This is a genomic window from Azospirillum sp. A26 (assembly GCF_042604635.1).
Classification (GTDB): domain Bacteria; phylum Pseudomonadota; class Alphaproteobacteria; order Azospirillales; family Azospirillaceae; genus Azospirillum; species Azospirillum palustre.
The window spans coordinates 1157409-1177487 of the sequence record NZ_CP170474.1 but is presented as its reverse complement, the minus strand read 5'-3'; the positions used below and the strand labels follow the sequence as shown (position 1 = coordinate 1177487).

Here is a 20079-nt window from a genome sequence, read left to right as displayed (position 1 = left end):
AAACAGATGGGCGTTGGACGGTCGGGGCCGGGGTCAAGCTTCCGGCGCCGGCAGCTCGGCCACCAGCCGGATCGAAGCCGACAGCTCTTCGAGCTGGAAGTGCGGGCGCAGGAACACGTTGGCGCGGTAAACGCCCGGACGGCCCGGCACCTCGTAGACGTCCACGCGGGCCTCGCGCAGCGGGAAGCGCGCCTTCATGTCCTGGGAGGCGTCGTCATCCAGCAGGATGTAGTTGCCGATCCAGGTGTTCAGGTAGCTCTGCACGTTGCCGCGGGTCGTGAACGAGCCGATCTTGTCGCGCAGCATGACCTTCAGGTAATGCGCGAAACGCGAGGACACGAGCATGTAGGGCAGCATCGCCGAGAGCCGCGCGTTCGCGTTGGCCTCGTTGGTGTTGTACACCTTCGGCTTGTTGGCCGTCTGGCCGCCGAAGAACGCCGCATAGTCGGTGTTCTTGCAGTGCACCAGCGAAATGAAGCCGAGGTCGTTCAGCTCCTTTTCACGACGGTCGGTGATGGCGATCTCGGTCGGGCATTTCAGCGCGACGTCGCCCTCGTCCGTCTTGAAGGTGTGGGTGGGCAGACCGCCGACCCGGCCGCCGCCCTCGACGCCGCGGATGGCCGCCGTCCAGCCATACTTGGCGAAGGCGTCGGTGATGCGCGCGCCGAGCGCCCACGCGGCGTTGCCCCACAGGTACTTGGAGTGATCGCGGCCGTCCACGTCCTCCACGAAGTTCACGCCTTCCACCGGCACCGTCTTCGGGCCGTAGGGCAGGCGCAGCAGCGTGTGCGGCATGACGAGCGCGACGTAGCGCGAGTCTTCCGACGCGCGGAAGGAACGCCACTTCGTCATCTCGGCGGTTTCGAAGATCTTCGACAGGTCGCGCGGACCCGACAGCTCGGAGAAGCTGTCCATGTCGAACATCTTGGGCGAGGCGGCGGCGATGAAGGGCGCATGGGCCGCAGCCGCGACGTTCGAGATCTTCTCGATCAGCGACATGTCCTGCGGATGGCGGCCGAACTCGTAGTCGCCGATCAGCACGCTGTAGGGCGTGCCGCCGAGCGTGCCGTATTCGGCCTCGTAGACCATCTTGAACAGCGCGCTCTGGTCGAACTCGACCGCGCTGTCCAGATCCTTCTGCAGGTCCTTGCGCGAGCTGTTCAGCACGCGGATCTTGAGCTGCTTGCCGGTCTCGCTGTTCGTGACGAGGTAGTTCAGGCCGCGCCAGGTGGCTTCCAGCTTCTGGAAGTCCTCATGGTGCAGCACCTCGTTGAGCTGAAGGCTGATCAGCTCGTCGATCTGGGCGATGCGGTGGTTGATCGCCTCGACGACATCCACGGCGACGGCGTCGCCGGTCTCGGCGACGACCTGATCCACGAACTCGGACAGCAGATCGCGGGCGTAGGGGCGCTGGCCTTCTTCACGCGCCATCTTGCCCTCGACCATCATGCGGTCGAGCAGGCTGGCGCTGGCGGTGCTCTCGACGGACATTTCCGTAGTCACTTGGGCACTCCTGTGAATGCGTTCCGTATCAGCGGATGGGCGGCCGTCAGGCGGCCGGCGGCTCTTCCGTCGGAACCGGCGCCATGGCCGTTTCCGTGGGGCCGAGGAGCTTCTTCAGCTCATCCTGCTGTTCGGTGTTGGAGATGACGTCGTTGAGCAGGCCGCTCAGCTCATCGTTGCCGTCCAGCTTCGCCAGCAGGTCGGAGAGCTTCTGCCGGGCCTCGAACAGGCGGGCCAGCGCCGGCACCTGGTTCAGCACCTGGACCGGCTCGAAATCGCCCATGTCGTCGAAGTTCAGCAGGACGTTGAGCTTGCCGCCGTCGGGCTGGAGCTTGTTGTCGACCTGGAACGCCAGCCTCGGAGCGGCGGAGGCCAGAACGTCGTTGAAATTGTCGCGGTCGACCTCGACGAACTTCCGCTCCTTCAGCTTCGGCAGCGGCTTTTCCGGCTTGCCGCTGAGGTCGGCCAGGACGCCGACGAGGAACGGAAGCTCCTTCATCTCGGTGGCGCCGCCGGTGTGAACCTCGTACGTCAGCTTGACGCGCGGCGGACGGACGCGCTCCAATTTCTTCTGGATGCTCTCGGTCATGACCTCACCACCTCGCAATGAATCCATGCGCGCCCTGCGCCGCGCGTTAGCCCCGCCATCATTCGGAGTACAATCAATCTTAGCCAGCCGAGATAGGCCCCAATTGGCTGGCATCCCCCGGTAACACCTCCGTTTCGGAGGTATTACCCCGCAACCGGCCTTTCGGCCTGTTCCATTCCGGCGGGAAGCCCCGCGCCGGTACGGAGTTACCGGCGCAGGTGCCGCAGCAGGAAGTTGCGCGCTTCCACCAGCTGGCTCATCCGTTCCGCGCTCGACAGCAGGCCGGTGTCGGGATGGTAGATCGGCGCCAATGTGCGGAAGCGGCTGTTGACCGCCTGCGGATCGAGGCCCCACTCGTGGGTGAATCCCAGCACATAGGTCGCCTGCCAGGGCTTCAGGATCGGCTGCTGGAGCGGACGGAAGGCCAGCGTCTCCAGCGCGGAGGTCAACTGCTCCAGGCGCAGGCGGCAGCGGCTCATCTCGGTTTCCACCGCGGCCAGTTCGCCCGACGTGACCAGACGCGCGCCGTCGGACGCACCGATGGTCGCCGCCGCCCACGCCGCCTTGCGGACCGTCGCATGGTCCAGGCGGACCGGGTAGCGCAGCCTCAGCTTCGGCACCACGCGCACCCGCCGGGTGCGTCCGTTCTTCAGCGTCACCCGCCGGTACGACACGTCCACCGGGTTGGGTTCCCCCGGATCCGGCAGGGCCTCCAGCACGTCGGGGCTCATGACCGTCAGGAACGCTCGGATTAGCTGCGATGTCGTCATGCCGCGGGCGACCGCTGCCGCCTCGACGGCCGACCTCAGGGAATGCTGGCAGGGCACGACGATGGAGGACAAAGGGCGACCCCGAAGTGTGAGTGAAACCATGAATGACCTGTAAGACTCAGTCCCGTGTCTGCCGGAGCTGGGCGAGCGCATCGCGGATCGCCGCCTCCAGCGCGGCGATCCGGCCGCGTTGCTGTTCGTCGCGGCGGGCGGCGGCCTGTACGGCGCTGCGCAGGCGGCCGACCTCCTCGATGGGCGATGCATCCACCCCCCGGCGGTCGAGGTAGAACAGCCCGACCTCGATCACCTGCTGCAGCGTCTGGCCCGCTGGCATCAGCCGATCCAGCGCCGCCAGCGCGGCAATCCGCTCGCCTGCCGCCTCGCTGCCCAGACGCGGAAGCACCGCCCGCAGGCGCTTGTCCCGGCTCAACGCGCCGCCCGGTCAATGAACGGCATGAGGAAGCCGCTGGAACATGCAGAGATAGCCGTGGACCGGAACCGACGCTTCGGTGCGCAGGATCACGTTGTCGATGGTCCTGGCGCGGAACAGGCCGCGCGCGCTGCTTCGCAGATGGTCGAGGCCATGGACGTAACGGCCGCTCAGGGTCAGCCGGTAACCCGGCTCCTCCTGCCGCTCCACCGTGAAAGCCAGCAGCCCGCCCGGTCCCAGCACGCCCGCCGCCGCCCGGAACACCTCGGTCAGGTCACCGATGTAGCAAAGCACGTCAGCGCTGACGACGGCATCGAAGCGTTCGTCCGTGCCGGTCATGAACTGGACGAGTTCGGCCTGCGCCAGCAGGTCGTAGAGGCCGCGGTCGCGCGCCTTGTCCAGCATGCGCGCCGACAGATCGACCCCGACCAGCCGGGATGCCGCCGGGCGCAGGATCGGCCCGCACAGGCCGGTGCCGCAGCCGATGTCGAGAATCCGCGCACCGCCATCCGCCGACAATGCCGCGGGCAGGGCCGCGACCGCGGTGCGGGCGACGATCTCATGCGCCTTGTACTGGAGCGTCTTGACCAGATGCTCGTCGAAACGGTCGGCGTAGGAATCGAACACGTTGGCGACATAAGCCTCCGGCGCCTTGGCCGAGGTCGTTCCGGCGATGGCATGGACGAGATGGGCCAGAACCGTGTCGTTGGGATCAATCTCCATCGCCCGGCGATACACCCCCAGCGCTTCGTCGCGGTGATTGCGGTTCACCAGCAGCGATCCCAGCACGATCAGCGATTCCCGCCGCGACGGGTCGAGCGCCGCCCCGCGGCGCGCAGCGGACAGGGCCTCCGCCGACCGGCCGACGGCGTCCAGCGCCTGGGCCTGCACCGCCAGGACTTCCGTGCCCGCCGGATCCAGGGCGAGCGCGGCGCGGCACACGGGCAGCGCCTCCGCCGGCGCCTGGTCCTTGAACAGGGCCATGGCACGCAGGGCATGCATCGCCGAGTGGTCCGGGCGCAGCTTGGCCGCCTGCTCGGCGGCGAGGGCAGCGTCGCGGTAGCGGTTCTGGGCCAGCAGGATGCGGGCGAGGTTGGCGAAGGCCTCGGGATAGTCGGGGCGGTGGCGCAGCGCGGCGGCGCAGGCGAGCAGCGCCTCGTCCAACCGGCCCATGCCGCGCAGCGCGACCGCGAGGTTGTTGTAGGGCATCGGCCAGTCGGGTTGCGCGGCGATGGCGTCGCCGAACAGGTCGGCGGCCTCGGCGAAGCGCCCCTGGCGGAGCAGGGCTGTGCCATCCTCCACCTTCGCCCGGATTTCGTCCGGGATCTCGCCGGCCTGGACTGAGGGGGGGTGGAGAGACGGGGCATGACGGGGGGAGGGTGTTCCGGCGACACTTGGCGGCGCCGTTGTGGGTGCCATAGCGGCGGACGCTTCGTCCATGGCGGTCCCCTCCGAGAAAGACTGATATTCCGGCCTATGCCGTGACAAAGGGCATACCGCACCCCCGATGCCGCCGCAAAAGCAGATCGAACCAACATGGGCCAATCTTCAGGCGCTCCGGCGCCGGAATCCGGCTATAGCCGAACCAGGAGGCCAGCCATGCTCTTCGGTTTCGGGCGCCTTGCATTCGTCCTTTGGCTCTGCGCGGTCGGCGGTCAGGTCTTCACCCTGTTCGCCTTCCACAACGCGGTGGCCGAGGCTCACACCAGCGAGATCGCCGCGCGGCTCTCGGCGCTGACGAACCGCGTCGCCGCCGCGGCGGCCGAACGCGCCACCATCGGGATTCCGCTGGCCCACCAGACCGACCTCCAGCGCCGCATCGAACTGGCGACCGGCGTCGGCAGCGGCGTGGCGCTGCATGTCGTCGACGCGCGCGGCACGGTGCTTTTCAGCACCGCGCGGGAAATGGTCGGCGCGACGGTTCCGGCCTCGTGGATCGGCATCGTCGCAGCGTCTCCCGCGGATCCGTGGAGCCATGAGGGGCGCGACGGCATGGTCATCGGCGTGCCGGTGCTCGATGCCCTGGGCGCGGTGGGCGGCGCCATTCTCGGCCATGCGGCGCAGGAGGATGCGCGGGTCGAGGTGCTGACGGCGCTGCGCGAGACGGCGACGGTCACCCTCGTGTTCCTGATGCTGGTCGCCGTGCTGGCGGCGCTGGGCACCCGCCTGCTGATCGGGGAGACCCATCGTTCCGTTTTGAAGCTAAAGGCGTTCTACGAGGCGCAGTGCCAGAGGCTGATGGGGGCGGAGCCCGCCAACGCCGAGACGCGCCCGGCGGGGCAGGCTCTCGGCGTGGTCCTGCACGGCCTGGAGCAGGCCGAGGAACAGGCGGCGCGCATCGACGATGCGCCCCCCCGCGGCACGTCGGGAGCATAACCAATGCTGTTTGGATCCGAGCACCCCGTCCGCCGCTTCGTGCCCCTGCTGGTCGCGGTCGTCGTCATCCCGTGGATCGCCACGCTGGCGGCGGCGCTGGTCGGTGCCGCCAATCTGGCCGACCGCGGCACGGCGACGCGCACCGACATCGTCGGCCAGGCCCTGGTGCAGGACCTCGAAAAGGCGCTCGGCCTCGGGCTGCCGCTCAACCGTCTGGCCGGCATGGACGATTATCTGGAGGAACTCTCCGACATCGTTCCCGAGATCGAGCTGGTGCTGATCGCCGACGCCGATGGCAAGACTCTGTTCCAGAAGGCGACCACCGGGCGGCCGGACCTGTCGGCGCGCCTGTCCCCTGCCGAGACCGACTGGGCGGCCTTCCACCTGTCGGTGCAACGCTATCCCCTGCGGACCGGGGCGACGCAGTCCGGCGAGGTGATCCTCGGCCGGAAGGCCCTGGCGCAGCCGGCGAACACCCGGCGCATCCTCATCGATTTCGCGGTGGCGCTGACCATCGCGCTGACGGGCGGGTCTCTGCTTCTCCGCATGCTCGTGCACACGCAGCTGGTCGCGCCGCTCGGCTATGCCAGCGGGCTCGACGCGGTGGTGGCCCGGCGCGTCTATGACCGGATCGCTCCGCCGGTGGACCAAAGCCTGATCGGCGGCCTGCTGGCGGAAATGAACCGGCTGGTGATCGGCGTCAACGACCGCTTCGCCCGTGCGCACGCCTACCTGACCGAGGTCCGCGACCTCAGCTTCAATCCGGATGCGGCGGCGGAGGTCGAGCCGCTGATCGCCCGCATCGAGCGGCTGGGCCGCTTCTCGCCCGACCGGCTCGCGGCGCTGCCGCCCGTCGCGGGCAACCCGCTGCCGCACGCCGTCGTCTTCTTCGCCGCGGTGGCCCTGTCCATTCTTGCCGGCGTCGCCGCCCAGCGCCTGCCCCTCGACACCGCCCTGGCGGCGACGGCGCTGGGCATCGCGCTCGCGGCCCCCTTCGCCCGCGTCGTCGGGCGGTACGGGCTGGCGGTGACGCTCGCCGCGCTGGTGGCCTGGGGCGTGACCACTTTGTCGGACCCTGGCCGCGACCTGCTGCTCGCCGCGGCGGTCCTAGGCGGCATCGGCGCCGGCCTGTCGGTGCAGACCATCCGGCCGATCCTCGACACGCTCGGCGCCGATCTCGGAGTATCGGCCACCGGGGGGCTGGTCGCTGGGGCGGGAATTTCCATCCTCTGCACCGCGAGCATCGGCACCGGACCGGTCATGGGCATCGGAGCCCTGTCGGCCGCCGTCGGCCTGCTGGTCGCCCTGCGTGTGGAGCGCGTCGCGTCGGCGCGCCGGGCTCCCCTGATTCTGCGCCAGATCTTCACCCTCGACCGCTGGTGGAGCGGCGGACGGCCCGCGCCGAAGGGCTGGGCGCTGTGGCTGGTCACCGGCCTTGCCCTGGCCTACGCCGCCATGCCGCAGGTGGCCGGCACCCCCGGTGTCCGCCAGGGCGCCGAGTTCATCTGGTTCCACGGCGGTGCCGCGTGGCTGGCGGCGATTGCGGTGGTGGCGCTCTCGCCCCGGCCGGCGGCCGCAGTGCTGCTGTCCTTGTCCGCCACCGCCCTGGCGGCCGGCGCGTTGGCGTTGGGGTCCGCCGTGGCCGGGCCGGGCACGGCGCTGGCCGTCGCTGCGGCGCTCGGGGCCGGGCATGCCGCGCTGGCGGCGGGCGGCGAGAATGGCGGTCTGGTCGCGCTGCGCGGAGCGATGGCGCTTCTGGCCGGAATGGGGCTGCCGCTGCTGCTTGGCGGCAATGCCGGCGTCGCCGCGGCCTCGGCCGGGCTGGTGGTGACGGTCGCCCTGCTGCCGCCCATCGCGCTCGCGCTGCGGCGCGTCCTGCTGGATCGCCGGACCGTGCCGGCCGCTGCGGCGGAAGGGAGTGCGGCGGCATGAGGATGGGCATCATGGGAGCCGGCACTACGGGTGCCGGCAATATGGGAGCAGGTTTGGGCGGGCGGATGTTCGTCTTCGCCGCCGGCGCGGTGCTGGCGGTGCTCGCCACGGCGGTCCTGTTCTCCGTGCTGTGGGGCGACCGCACCGCGGAGCGCCGTGTGGCGGAGGAGACCCGCGTCGCCCAGCGGCTTTGGGAAAGCCTGATGGAGGAGGAGGCCGTCGTCATGCAGCGGGCGGCGGCCGACCCGCTGCTGGTCGCGGCGATGGACCGCAACAACGGCCAAGCCGCGGCGGCCCGGCTGCCGCTGCTCGGCTTTTCCTCGGCGGCGCTGGTCAACAGCGTCGGGCAACCGCTGATATCGGTGCCGGCGCCGACCGACATGCGCCTCATCGACGAACGGCGGGTCGCCCAGGTTTTGGCGCAGAACGATGCCTACACCGGCCTCGTCGTCGTCGGTGGTGCCGTGCAGCACATGGTGGCGGCACCCTTCGGCGAGACGCGGCCGGCCGACCGCGTCGTCCTTGCGCTGCGCACCGTGCAGCCGAGCCTCACGGTCCTTGCCCGCGTCCTTGGCGGCTCGGCCTATCTGGTCGACGGCACCGGCGCGCTTTACGACCGTGCCGGCGCCCTGCCCTGGGAGGACATCCAGCCGTCCCTGGGAGGCGGTGGCGGGGACCATGCGAAGGTCCACCGATCCGGCCGCAGCTTCGAGGTCCGCACCCTTCGCCTCGCCGATCCTGCCGGCGGCAACACGCTGGCGTTGGTGGTGGCGCGCGAATCCACGCTGGAGGACATGGCGACCAGCCTGTTCGACACCAGCGCCATCCTGGTGCTGATGACCGTGCTGGCGGCCAGCCTGTTCGGTCTGGAGTGGTTTTTCCGCCGCTCCCTGGCGCCGATCCACGCGTCGCTTTCGGCGCTGTCGGCGCTGGCCGACGGCAACACCAACGTGGCGGTGCTCGGCGCCGAGCGCAGCGACGAGGCGGGCCGGCTCGCCCGCACGGTGGAGGTGTTCCGCAACCGCAGCCGCGCCCTTCAGGATGCCGAGGCGCGGCGTGGCCGCCATTGGCTGCGTCAGCAGTCCTTCATCCGCAAGCAGATGCTGCGGATGGCCGAAACCCTGCCCGACCAGGGCCGGGTGGAACTGTTGGGGGATCTGGACCGCATCGAGTCCGTCACCGGCCGCGGCGACGGGGCGGGCGGTGACGGGGCGGGCGGTCTGGCGGTCGCCTTCGAGGTGATGGCCGAGCGCGTGCGCAGCCAGCACGCCGCCCTGGACGGCATGGTCGTGCAGCTTCGCGCCTCGCTCGACACCAAGACCGAACTGGTGGAACTGCAAAAGCAGTTCGAGATCGCCCGCCGCATGCAGGAGGCGATCCTGCCGGCCGGCCTGCCGGCCCGCCCCGATCTGGCGGCGGCCGGCCTGCTGCTGCCGGCGGTGGAGTTCGATGGGAGCTTCTACGACTTCTTCCTGGCCGACGACGACACGCTGGTGGTGCTGCTGGGCCAAGTGTCGGGTGGCGGTCTGGCCGGCGGTCTGGCCGGCGGCTTCATGACGGTGACCGCCCGCACCGCCGTGCGCGCGCTGGCCTCCGCCGGGCTCGGTCCGGGGGCCTGCCTGACCGGCGCCAACCGCCTGCTCGCCGCCGACAATGCGGCGGGGCTGCGGATCGGGCTGGCGATGGGCGTGGTGACCCTGCGCAATCGCCGCTTCGTCTTCGCCGGTGCCGGCGTGCCGGCCCCGTTCCTTGCCCGCCGCCTGGGCGATGTCGTCGATCTGCCGGTGGCGGAGAACCCGCCGCTCGGGCTGGATGCCGGCCTGACGGTCGCCGAGACCGCATTCGACCTGCCGGTGCCGAGCACGCTGGTTCTGTGCGGTTCGGGTCTGCTCGACGGCACCAACCGCTTCGACGTGCCGTTCGGCCGCACCCACATGGGCGATGTGCTGAGCGGTCTCGACGATCTGTCGGCCGACAGCACGGTCGCCGCCGTGCAGGCGGCGCTGTTCGAGCATGCCGGCGGCCGCACCGTTCCGATGGCGCGCGACCGCACCTGCCTCGCCGTGCGGGTGCGGGCATGACGGCCGGCATGCGTGCCCACGCGGCGGCGGCACTCGCGCTTCTCGTGCTGCTCGCTTTCCCCGGGGCCGCGCGGGCGCAGCACCCGTGCGAGAGCTACTTCGCGGCGAACGAGGCGGCCTATGGCATCCCCACCGGCATCCTGCACGCCATCGGCATGACCGAGTCCGGCCGCGGCGGTGCGACCTGGCCCTGGGCGCTGAACCTGGGCGGTGCCCCGGCCTTTCCGGCAAGCCGCGGCGAGGCGCTGGCGCTGATGGGCGACGGGGCAGGGTCGCTGCGCCTCGACATGGCGGTCGGCTGCATGCAGGTGCACACGCGCTGGCATGCGCGCGCCTTCCGCTTCGGCGAGGATATTCTCGACCCGGCCACCAATGTCGCCTATGCGGCGGCCTTCCTGCGCCTGCTCTATGACCGCCATGGCTCCTGGACCGAGGCGGTGCGCCGTTACCATGCCGGCGCCGGCAACACCCAGGCGCAGGACGTCTACCTGTGCCGGGTTCTGGGCTGGCGGGTCCGTCTCGGCTACCAGCGCGAGACCTCGGCGATGGACGGCCTGTGCGCCGCTGCCCGCACCGTCTCGGCGGAGGGGCGATGAAGAAGCTCCTCCTTGCCATGCTGGTCCTGCTGCTGTTGGTGGTGGCCTTCGGCGGCGGTTACTATCTGGCCGGCGGCGGGCTTCCGGGCGTCACCGCCCAAGCCGCCAAGGACGGTCCGGCGCCGGCAGGAGGTGCCGCAGGGACGGCCAACGGTACTGCTCAGGCCGGCGCGCCCGCCAGCGCCTCTGCCAACGCCCCGGCCGGAACGAAGGCCGCGGACGGGAAGGATGCCAAGGATGCGAAGGGCGCACCGGGGGAAATCCCACCGCCCGACATCCCGGTGAGGCCCGCGGCGGTAACGGCCAAGGGCGGCACGGTCTACGCCGTCGAACTGGGCGCCTTCCGCTCGCCCGACAATGCCAAGGCCTTTGCCGGGGTGATGCAGGAGCGCGGTCTGCCCGTGTCGATCATCGAGACGGTCGACGCCGGCGGACGGCCCTGGCTGCGCGTGCGCGCCGGCAGCTTCGCCGACCTGTGGCAGGCCGAGGCCCGCCGGCCGGAGTATGAGCGGGTAGCGGGGATCGGCGGCGTGGTGGTCGGCGAGACATCCCCTGCCGCTACTGCCGCCCCGCCCTGACCGGCAGTGTTCCGCGACCTGCCGCGGAAGTTGAATGCTCCACATTGGATGTATGCCCCAACCCCGCGGAAACGCATGGGATGCGGACTTTCGCCCATGCCGGAAATAGGCCTTCGGGACAGCGTCCGGTCCGCCCCTGCGGACTACGCCAGAACGAACCAGACAGAGGGCGTGATTCCGGCGGCTTGATGCTTCAATTGCCACGATCCGGGCCGACGGGCTCTCGGAACAGGATTTCGCTCGGGATGCGATGGCGATGACGACGATTACGCTGGGGCGGGGACAGGTGGCCGGGCTGGCCATCGGCGTTGTCGTGCTCATGGTTGTCGCCATGCTGCTGGGCGTCGGGATCGCCGTGGCGACGATGGGGCCGGCGCCGGCGACGCAGGTCGCCACCGGCCCCGGTGCCGCGCCGGGTGTCGCCCCTGCCGCCGCACCGGCCGGCGACGGGCGCTTTGCCGGCGTCGCCGACACCGTCGGCATGAGTTCCATCTCGCGCCGGTTCGAGACCGAACAGGCGGTCAAGGCCACCGCCGACCGCGCCGCGGACACCGTCTCGGGCGTGGCGGAGAGTGTGCTGGACCCGCTCGCCCACGGCACGCTCGCTGCCGCCGGCCGCTTCCTTCCCTCCTGGATGGCCGCTCCGATGGCCAAGTCGGTGAACCGCGCCTCCTTCCAGGCGCGCAGCAAGCTGTCCTACGGCGTCGAGAACGGCGTCGAGGATCGTCTGTTCAACGGGCTCGATCAGGTGACGGGGCAAGGGGGGCAAGGGGCGAAGGCGGGCGATCCGGCCCCCACGCGCAGCTTTGCGGTCGAGCTGGGCCGCTTCGCCAACCAGGCCAATGCCGAGAGCTTCGCCGATGCCGCCGGCCAGCGGGGCGTCTCCGCCGCCGTCTCCTACGCGCCCGACGGCGGGGCCACGACACCCTATGCCGTGCGCAGCGGCCGTTTCGCCACCACCGACGAGGCGACCGCCGCCGCGGACGCCATCAAGCGGTCCAGCGGCGTCGCCGGAACCGTCGTCACCCTTGCCGAGCCGGGAGGACGGTCCTGATGTCCCTTCGACGTTCCCATGCTGCCCTCGCCATCCCCTTGGCCCTTCTTCTGCTTCTCGGCGCCTGTGCCGACAAGCCGGCGGCCTGGCTGAACACCGTGTCGTTCACCGTCGCACCCGCCGCTAACGACAGCACGCCGGTCGCCATCGACGTGGTGTCGATCCGCGACAAGGCGCTGGTCGATCAGCTCACGGCTCTCACCGCCGCCGACTGGTTCGCCAAGCGCGAGCAGTACCGGCGCGACCACCCCTCGACCCTGGACATCGCGAGCTGGGAGCTGGTGCCCGGCCAGAAGCTCGACGCCCAGCTTCCGTCGGACCGCGAGGCGGCCTGGGCGATCCTCGTCTACGCCAACTACGCCACCCCCGGACCGCACCGCTTGCGCGTGCCCGACACGCGCACGCTTTCCCTCTCCGTCGGCGACAAGGATGTCGAACTTGCTCCCTGACGTTTCCGCCATTCACCGGAGGCCGGCATGACCGAGGCACGCGACATTCCCGAGGCCATCGCCTGGCACGACGGCATGCTGCTGGCCCCGCAGCATTTCCAGCAGCAGGCCCTGCGCAACGAACGGCTGCTGACCTACCACGCCGGCCATGCCCGTCCCTTCCACTGGGGCGTCGTGCATTTCCAGGTGGACCGCGTCAATCTGGTGTCCGGTCTGGTGCGCATCCGCGAGCTGGAGGCGATCATGCCCGACGGGCTGATCGTCCATCATGGCGGCGACAGCACCGAGCCGCTGGAGGTGGACATCTCCGCCTATGCCGACCCGGTCGGCCAGACGCAGATCACCATCCATCTGGTCATCCCGCAGGCGCTGGCGGACCGGGCGCCCGGTCCCGGCGAGATCTCCCGCTTCCTCTCGGTGGAGGGGCGCCCGGTTCCCGACCTCAATGGCGGCGAGGAGGTGGCCATCGCCCGCCTGCGCCCGCGCCTGGGACTGTTCGCCACCACCGGCCCCAACCAGAAGCCGCCGCAGAAGTTCGTGTCGATGCCGGTGGCCCAGGCGTCCTTCCGCAACGACGCCTTCGTGCTGACCGACTTCGTGCCGCCGACGCTGTCGGTGACCGCCAACTCGGCGCTCGGCCGCCTGGGCGGCGAGATCGTGCGGCGCGTGCGCGAGAAGGCGCTGTTCCTGGCCGAACGCTCCGGCGTCGGCACCGGCAACGCCGCCACCGAACTGGCCGACGCCGCCCGCACGGAAATCCGCAGCCTCGTCACCGGACTGCCGCCGCTGGAGGCGCAGCTTGCCGTCGGCGTCTGCCATCCCTTCGACGTCTATCTCTCGCTGTGCACGCTGGCCGGCCATCTCTCGGCCTTCGCCAACGGCGCGGTGCCGGCCAAGCTGTCGCGCTACGACCATGACGACCCGATGTCGGCCTATGGCGAGGTGCGCGACTTCATCCTGCGCATGATCGACCGCGTCAAGGAAGGCGTCGCCCGCATCCCCTTCACCTTCGAGGCCGGGATGTTCGGTCTGGTGATGGAGGAGGCCTGGCTGAAGGGCCGTCTGGTCATCGGCGTGCGCGGCCCGGCCGCCGCGACTGTGGGCGAGGTCGCGGCCTGGATGGAGAACTGCATCGTCGCCTCCCATTCCAAGCTGGAGACGCTTTCCGGCCTGCGGGTGAAGGGCGCCGACCGCATCGCGCTGGACGACAGCGGCGAATCCGGCGTCGCCGCACCGCGCGGCGTCGTGCCGTTCGAGGTGGTGGTGGACCCCCGCTACATCGTCCCCGGCGAGCGGCTGGAAATCTGGAACCCCGACAGCATCGGCAGCCGCTTCCGGCCCGCCGAGATCACGCTGTTCGTCACGGCTTGAGCTGAGGATTGGCACGATGCTTCACCGCCGGGATCTGGTCGATCACTTCCTCGCCTTCGCCCGCGAGATCCAGCAGCACCGCGCGTCGATCCGCGCCGGCCGTCCGGCTGCCGCTGCTGCCGGTTCCGGTTCTGGTGCGGAGGCCGCCGAAAGCCTGCCGGCCTTCCTGAACGAGGATGTGCTCGCCCTGTCGGCCATGCATGCGCCGGCCGGCTTCACCACCCGGCCTGGGATGAGTGCGGCGATGCCGGCGCTGTCCCTCGAACCCGATGCGGAGATCGTCATCCGCCGCCTCCAGGACTTTCTGGAAACCCAGGCGGCGCAGGTCGCGCGCACCGGCACCGAGCTGATGATCAGCCAGTACCGCGAGGCGCAATACGCCATGGCGGCGCTGGCCGACGACCTGTTCATCCACGACGTGGAGTGGAACGGGCGGGAGGTCTGGCGTTCCGCCCTGCTGGAGCAGGCGCTGTTCCGCACCCGGCTTGCCGGCGAGCGCGTCTTCGACCGCATGGAGGCGTTGCTGGCCAGCAACGACCGCCGGCTGTCGCAGCTCGCCGCCGTGTACGTGCTGCTGCTGGGGTTGGGCTTCAAGGGCCGCTACCGCGAGCCCGGCGGCGCCGTACAGCTGCGCAGCTTGTCCGCCCGCCTTTTCGAATTCATCGCCGGACGCGAGTCCGAGCTTGCCCCCGGCCTGCTGCCGGCCGGGCGCACGCTGATCCCGTCCGCCTACGCCCACACCATGACTGATGGGCAGATGCGCACGCTGGCACGCGGCGTCCGCTGGCCGGTCGTGCTGGCCGCCCTGGCCGGGGCATGGCTGGTCGTCGGTCAGGCGATGTGGTGGGTGACGACCGCGAACCTGTCGAGTGCGGCGGACGCGGTGATGCAGGCGTCCGTCCGCGTGACACGCTGAGCCGGGAGAGGGACCATGGATATTCTCGGCACCGTCCTGACGGGCATCGCGCAGAACCAGCTGTGGTTCTTCGCAGCGCTTCTGCTGGTCGTCCTCGTCATCATCGCCGTCATGGCGGTGATCCTGCTGCGCGCCGGCCGCCGGCCGGCCGAGCCGCCGCCCGAAGTCAAGGCCCTGCCGGCGCCTGAGAGCGCCGATCCCGCCGCGGCACCCGGTACGCCGGGCGTGCCCGCGGCGCTGCCCATCGTCGGCGGACGCGACCTCCGCCGGCTGTTCCGCGAGGGTCTCGCCGCCTATCGCGAAACCCTGTCGCGCAACGTCTATCTGGTGCCGTGGTACCTGCGCACCGGCGTGGTTCCCGGCGACGACGGCGGCCTGCTGACCTGTGCCGAGGAGGTGCGACCGCCGGTCGAGTCCAAGGACCGGCCCTTCGGCTTCCACTGGCGCTTCTACGACCGGGCGGTGGTGATCGACATCGACGACGCGCGGGTGGCGTGGAAGGGCGTGCTCGACCAGCTCGCCCGCCACCGCGTCATGATGCCGGCCGACGGCGTGATCCTGACCATCCCGCTGGAGGAGCTTGAGGACGTCCGCCGTGCCGCGGCGCGCGGCACCGAGCTTTACGCCCGCCTGTGGGAGATCCAGCGCACGCTCGGGCTTGCGCTGCCGGTCTATGTGGTGGTCACCGGCTGCGACGCCATTCCCGGCTTCCCGCTGCTGGCCGATGCGCTGCCCGAGCCGTTGCGCGACGGCATGCTCGGCTGGTCGTCGCCCTACGCGCTGGAGACGGTGTTCACCCCCGATGTCGTCGGCGAGGCGCTCCAGTCCGTCGCCGCCGGCATGCTGGCCCTCCAGCTTGAAGTCTTCGGCGCGACAGCACGGGAGGATGGGGCGCAGATCGTGGCGCTGACCGACCGGCTGACCGGGACGGAGGCGGCGCTGCGCGCCATGCTCGGCACCGCCTTCAAGCGCACCGCCTATCAGGAAACCCTGTATGTCCGCGGCCTGTATTTCGTCGGCCGGACGGCGCCGGACATGCCGGCCGTCTTCGGCCGCGACCTGCTGAACCGCAAGATCTTCCCCGAAGCTGGGCTGCCCAAGCCGACCCGCGCCTTCGCCGCGACGCGAACCCTGCGCCGCCATGCCTGGCCGGTCGGCACCGCCGTCGCCTCCGCCGTCGCGATCCTGCTGCTGTGGATGGGCGTGCACCGGGTGAACACGCTGTCGGACCAACTGGTGCCGATCCTGTCGGACATCCCGGCGAACCTCCAGCAGCTTTCCGACCAGCGCGCCGCCAATCAGGCCGGCGCGCCGCTGCCGCCGACCTATGCCGATGCCGCCGCGCGGTTCGTCCAGGGCATGGCGACCCTGCCGCAGGATCCGCCCTTCAACCCGCTGCCGGCCGCCTGGATCAGCGGCGTGCCCGACGAGGTGGCCCGGGCGCTGGCGGTCGGCTATCGCCGGCTGACGCTGGCGACGATGCGCGATGTCGCTGAGGACCGGCTGCGCCGGCTGGCCCGCGACCCGCTTCGCGTCCAGATCGGTGCCGGCGAGTTCGACCGCCTGCGCGCCTTCGCCGCCGAGGTGGGCATCGCCGAAGGTCTGGCCAGGGCCTACAACACCGTCGACTCCCGTGACGCCAACATGCCGCTCGACGAGGCGTTGGAATTCTCGCTGGGTTCCGCCGGGGCACGCGGCTTCTCCGCAAGGCTGCATGGCTGGGGCGTCGACGTGCCGCCGTCGGGCGGTGCGATCCCGGCCCCCGGACCCGGCGTACAGCGGCCGATCGACCTGTCCGCCTATCGCGGCGACGTGACGCGCCGCTTCCGCCAGTTCGCCGACGCCTATCTGCGCGAACTCGCCATGAGCGGCCTCGCCGTGGCCCGTCTGTCGGTCGCCGCCAACGAGCTTGAACTGCTCGCCGGCGGAGCCCGCACCGGTGCCGATGCCGCGACCTCCTATGCCGAGGTGCTGGGAAGCCTGGACGAGGCGGCGCGCGGCCTGAACATGGAGCGCGGCGCCTGGATCGGCACCGACGGTCCGGTGCTTCCGCCCGAGTTCGACACCCTTCTCACCCGCCTGGAAAAGTCGGAGCTGTTCGGTCCCGGCTTGCGCGCCGACATCATGGAGCTGGCCCAGCGCCGCTATGACGAGGCCGGGTCGGGCGGAAAGTCGCTGGATTCGGTGATCGGCCGGCTGCTGGTCCAGGGGCCGAACGGCGCCCCACGTCTGTCGCCCACGGCCGAAAGCCTCCGCCAGACCCTCACCGTCTGGTCGGCGCGCCGCTTCATGCGTTCCGGCGAGGCGTCGGGCACCATGGCGGCTTCCGCGGCGGCTCCGACCAACCGCGCCGGCTGGGACCGTGCGGCATTGGAGACCATCCCGCCGCTGCTGGAAGATTACCTGCTGTTCGACGCCAAGGAGGTGCCGCAGGCCCCGCAGATCCTGCGCGCCTCGATGCGCGCCGCGGCACAGCACCAGCTCCGCCGCGGTGTCGAACAGGTTCTTGCCCGCGCCCTGTCCGGCACGCCGGCCGGCGGGACCATCGACCGTGCCGGCGGGCTGACGCAGCTTCGGGAGTCGGCGCGCTCGCTGCGCCTCGCCTTCCCGGTGCTGGCCGAGACGATGCAGAGCTTCCGCCAGATCGGCCTCGCCACGCCGGCCGACGCCATCCGCGACATCGTCGCGCGGCAGGCCAACGCCGTGCTCGCCCAGGCCGACCGCATGCTGGAGGAAGACCAGCTCTACCGTCCCGATGCGCGGTCGCTGAACGGCTGGATCGACGGTCCGCTGGTTCCAGCCCAGCTGTTCGGCCAGCAGAGCCCGACGGCGCTGGCCCTCTATCTCGGTAATGCGCGGCAGGAGGTGATGGCGCTGACCCGCGAGGTCGCGGCGCCGGTGGTCGAAATCCTGGAGAAGCCCGTCATGGGCGGTGGCGCGACCTCCGGCCTCTCTGCCAAATGGTCGCGCATCGTCGCCGAGTTCGACCGTTATGAGGGCGGCCGTCCGAACAGCACGCTGGCCGCCCTGGAGAAGTTCGTCACCACCGACGTGGCCGCCATCGACGCCGCCAACTGTTGGGATAAGGCGCAGCTCGACCCGCAGGCCGGCGATTTCTTCGCCAGCCGCCTGAACGAGCTGAAACAGTCCATCGCCGACCGCTGCCGCCTGATGGTCGACCAGCGTGTCTATCTGGGCTATGCCGAGATTGCGACCGCCTTCAACGTCTCGCTGGCCGGCCGCTTCCCGTTCGGCCCGGTCGGAGAGAACCAGGCTGACGTCGCCATGGTGCGGGCCTTCTATGACGCCTTTGACGCCCGCCAGGGCTATGTGATCGAGGGGCTGCGCCGCTCGACCCGCCTCGGCACCGCCGGCCACGACGCCCTGCGTTTCATGGAAACGATGGCGCTGGCGAAGCCGGCGCTGACGGCCGCCACCGTCACCGACCAGTCCGGCGGACTGTTGCTCGACCCGACCTTCCGCGTCAACCGTGGCCGCGAGGCCGGCGGCACCAACATCATCGAGTGGAAGCTGTCCACCCCGGCGGGCACCATCGCCAACATCGGTGCGCGCTCGCCCTTGCGCTGGTACCCCGGCGACCGCGTCGCTGTCTCGCTGCGCTGGGCCAAGGACGGCAGGCTGGTGCCGGTCAGCGGCGTCGGCGCGTCGTCCAGCGTGGATGAAGCCACCCTGACCTTCGCCTATGAGGGGCCGTGGGCGCTGTTCGCGCTGGTCCGCCAGCACAATGCCGCGCAGCGCGACCGGCCTTCCAACGCCGATACGGTCCTCCTGTTCGAGGCGCAGACCAAGCCGGTGTCGGCCACCAGGGACGGCGAGGGCAGGGAGGTCGAGGACAAGGCCGGACGCGATGCGCCGGTCTCCCTCAGCCCGAGCCTGCGTCCCGGCACGCCGGGTCTGCCCGCCGTGCCCGAGGCGAAGCGGCCGGACACGCGTGTCTTCATGGCGCTGGGCGCCAAGCGGACCGTCGTGACCGATGGCAAGCCGCCGCGCGACGAGAAGGTGGCGCTGCCCGAGCTTCCGTCGTCGGCGCCGCTGCTGGCGTCGGCCGGCGCCATGCCGCGGCCGGGCTACCCACCGGCCTTCCCGCCGGGCTTCCCGCCGAGTTCTTCAGGGACACCCCCGGCGGGGCTGACGGGCTTCCCCTCGGCCGGCTTCGGCGGTCAGCCGGTCAACCCGACGGACCGCGCCTTCTTCGACCTCCAGGCGCCGCCGGGCGTGCCGCCGCTGCTGCGGCCGGCCAACCAGCGCGTCTACTGACGTGTCAACGAACGGATCCCAGTCAACGCCATGACCGACACGCAGACCGCCGAACGCCCTCTCATCGACGTCGAACGGATTCTCACGCCGATCCCGGGAGATCTCCCGGCCGGCGAGGACATCCGCTACGAGCCCGAGTTCGACGCGCTGGCCGAGGCCCGGCGCATGGACGACGACACCGACAAGGGGATCTGGCAGACCGACGACGTCAAGCGGGCCGACTGGAAGGGCGTCGCGGCCGGCGCCACCGATCTGCTGGCGACCCGCTCGAAGGATCTCCAGATCGCCGTCTGGCTGGTGCAGGCGCTGGTGCAGCAGCATGGGCCGTCCGCCATCGCGCCGGGCCTGTCGATGCTCGCCGGCCTTGCCGAAACATTCTGGGAGGGTCTCTACCCGCGCATCGACGAGGACGGCGACATGGAGGCGCGCTTCGCGCCCCTGTCGTGGCTCGACGAACGGCTGGCCCGCGATCTGCTGGCGATGCCCATCGCGCTGCCGGAACAGGGCGCCAAGTCGGGACTCCGGCTGCAGGACTGGCAGAATGCCCAGCGCCTGCGCAAGCTGGCCGGCCGCGATGCCCGCGCCTACAAGGCCGCCATCGCCGATGGCGAGGTGCCGGTGGAGCGCATTGTCAAGGATGTCGAGAAGACGCCCTCGGAGTTTTACGTCGCCCAGCGTGAAAGCCTGAAGGCGGCCGATGCGGCGGCGCATGCGCTGGGCGCGGTGCTGGACCGGCTCGCCGGCCGCAACGCTCCCGCCCTTTCCCGATTCAAGCGCACGGTCGAGGAGCTGTGCCGGTTCCAGGAGGATGTCTTGCGCAAACGCGGTGTCGCTCTCGAACCGGTGGCACCCGTGGCAGCACCCGAAGACGCGGCGACCGGCGATGCCGACGCGGCCCCCGATGCTGCGGCCCGTCCGGCCGGCGCCGGCTGGACCGGCGGGCCGCGAAACCGGGAGGAGGCCTACGGGATGCTCCGGCAGATCGCCGACTATCTGGAAAAGGAGGAGCCGCACAGCCCGACCTCCTATCTGGTCCGTCGCGCGGCCTCCTGGGGCCAGCTCTCTTTGCCGGAACTCTATGCAGACCTGCTCGGCGACCGCGGCGAGGTCGGGCGGATGTTCTCCGTGCTGCGCCTGAAGGACGAGTGACCCCGCG

The 20079-nt window shown here is 70.7% G+C and carries 16 protein-coding genes; 11 read left to right on the top strand and 5 right to left on the bottom strand.

Going from position 1 to position 20079, the window contains the following annotated elements; all coding sequences use genetic code 11:
• Nucleotides 1–33: 33 nt before the first annotated feature.
• The 5 genes from tssC to ABNQ39_RS28845 form a co-directional block, all read right to left on the bottom strand.
• A complete protein-coding gene (tssC, locus tag ABNQ39_RS28865; protein WP_211100112.1) occupies nt 34–1503 on the bottom strand; it encodes a type VI secretion system contractile sheath large subunit in 1470 nt (489 codons plus the stop codon).
• A 46-nt stretch (nt 1504–1549) separates the two neighbouring features.
• Entirely contained in the window at nt 1550–2092 is a 543-nt protein-coding gene (tssB, locus tag ABNQ39_RS28860; RefSeq protein ID WP_109451193.1) for a type VI secretion system contractile sheath small subunit, read from the bottom strand.
• A gap of 206 nt (nt 2093–2298) precedes the next feature.
• Nucleotides 2299–2862 (bottom strand): hypothetical protein, encoded by a 564-nt coding sequence (locus ABNQ39_RS28855; protein WP_376965009.1) that lies wholly within the window; start codon nt 2860–2862, stop codon nt 2299–2301.
• Between the two features lie 118 nt (nt 2863–2980).
• Complete coding sequence (locus ABNQ39_RS28850) at nt 2981–3292, bottom strand: hypothetical protein (protein WP_376965007.1); 312 nt, start codon at nt 3290–3292, stop codon at nt 2981–2983.
• Between the two features lie 12 nt (nt 3293–3304).
• Nucleotides 3305–4732: a tetratricopeptide repeat protein gene (locus ABNQ39_RS28845; RefSeq protein WP_376965005.1), complete on the bottom strand. Its 1428-nt coding sequence runs from the start codon at nt 4730–4732 to the stop codon at nt 3305–3307.
• Nucleotides 4733–4891: 159 nt separating this feature from the next.
• Between ABNQ39_RS28845 and ABNQ39_RS28840 the strand changes: the two genes are divergently transcribed.
• The 11 genes from ABNQ39_RS28840 (at nt 4892) to tssA (ending at nt 20072) form a co-directional block, all read left to right on the top strand.
• Nucleotides 4892–5668, top strand: a complete 777-nt coding sequence (locus tag ABNQ39_RS28840) for a hypothetical protein (protein ID WP_376965003.1) — start codon at nt 4892–4894, stop codon at nt 5666–5668.
• Nucleotides 5669–5671: 3 nt separating this feature from the next.
• Nucleotides 5672–7600, top strand: coding sequence for a hypothetical protein (locus ABNQ39_RS28835; protein WP_376965001.1), 1929 nt, complete (start codon nt 5672–5674; stop codon nt 7598–7600).
• Nucleotides 7597–9681, top strand: a complete 2085-nt coding sequence (locus ABNQ39_RS28830) for a PP2C family protein-serine/threonine phosphatase (protein ID WP_376964999.1) — start codon at nt 7597–7599, stop codon at nt 9679–9681. The genes ABNQ39_RS28835 and ABNQ39_RS28830 overlap by 4 nt, the downstream gene beginning before the upstream one ends.
• Nucleotides 9678–10277 carry a lytic transglycosylase domain-containing protein gene (locus ABNQ39_RS28825; RefSeq protein WP_376964997.1) on the top strand — a complete coding sequence of 200 codons (600 nt, stop codon included), beginning with the start codon at nt 9678–9680 and terminating at the stop codon, nt 10275–10277. The genes ABNQ39_RS28830 and ABNQ39_RS28825 overlap by 4 nt, the downstream gene beginning before the upstream one ends.
• Nucleotides 10274–10855 carry an SPOR domain-containing protein gene (locus ABNQ39_RS28820; RefSeq protein ID WP_376964995.1) on the top strand — a complete coding sequence of 194 codons (582 nt, stop codon included), beginning with the start codon at nt 10274–10276 and terminating at the stop codon, nt 10853–10855. Before ABNQ39_RS28825 ends, ABNQ39_RS28820 begins: the two co-directional genes overlap by 4 nt.
• Before the next feature lie 256 nt (nt 10856–11111).
• A complete protein-coding gene (locus tag ABNQ39_RS28815) occupies nt 11112–11909 on the top strand; it encodes an SPOR domain-containing protein (RefSeq protein WP_376964993.1) in 798 nt (265 codons plus the stop codon).
• On the top strand, nt 11909–12358 hold the full coding sequence (locus ABNQ39_RS28810; RefSeq protein WP_098735796.1) for a hypothetical protein: 450 nt from the start codon (nt 11909–11911) through the stop codon (nt 12356–12358). The genes ABNQ39_RS28815 and ABNQ39_RS28810 overlap by 1 nt, the downstream gene beginning before the upstream one ends.
• 27 nt (nt 12359–12385) lie before the next feature.
• Entirely contained in the window at nt 12386–13729 is a 1344-nt protein-coding gene (gene tssK, locus ABNQ39_RS28805; protein ID WP_376964991.1) for a type VI secretion system baseplate subunit TssK, read from the top strand.
• 16 nt (nt 13730–13745) lie between these two features.
• Nucleotides 13746–14645, top strand: a complete 900-nt coding sequence (locus tag ABNQ39_RS28800; protein WP_376964989.1) for a DotU family type IV/VI secretion system protein — start codon at nt 13746–13748, stop codon at nt 14643–14645.
• A gap of 15 nt (nt 14646–14660) precedes the next feature.
• Nucleotides 14661–18923, top strand: coding sequence for a type VI secretion protein IcmF/TssM N-terminal domain-containing protein (locus ABNQ39_RS28795; protein ID WP_376964987.1), 4263 nt, complete (start codon nt 14661–14663; stop codon nt 18921–18923).
• A gap of 30 nt (nt 18924–18953) precedes the next feature.
• Nucleotides 18954–20072, top strand: a complete 1119-nt coding sequence (gene tssA / locus ABNQ39_RS28790; protein WP_376964985.1) for a type VI secretion system protein TssA — start codon at nt 18954–18956, stop codon at nt 20070–20072.
• The last annotated feature ends 7 nt before the right edge of the window (nt 20073–20079 follow it).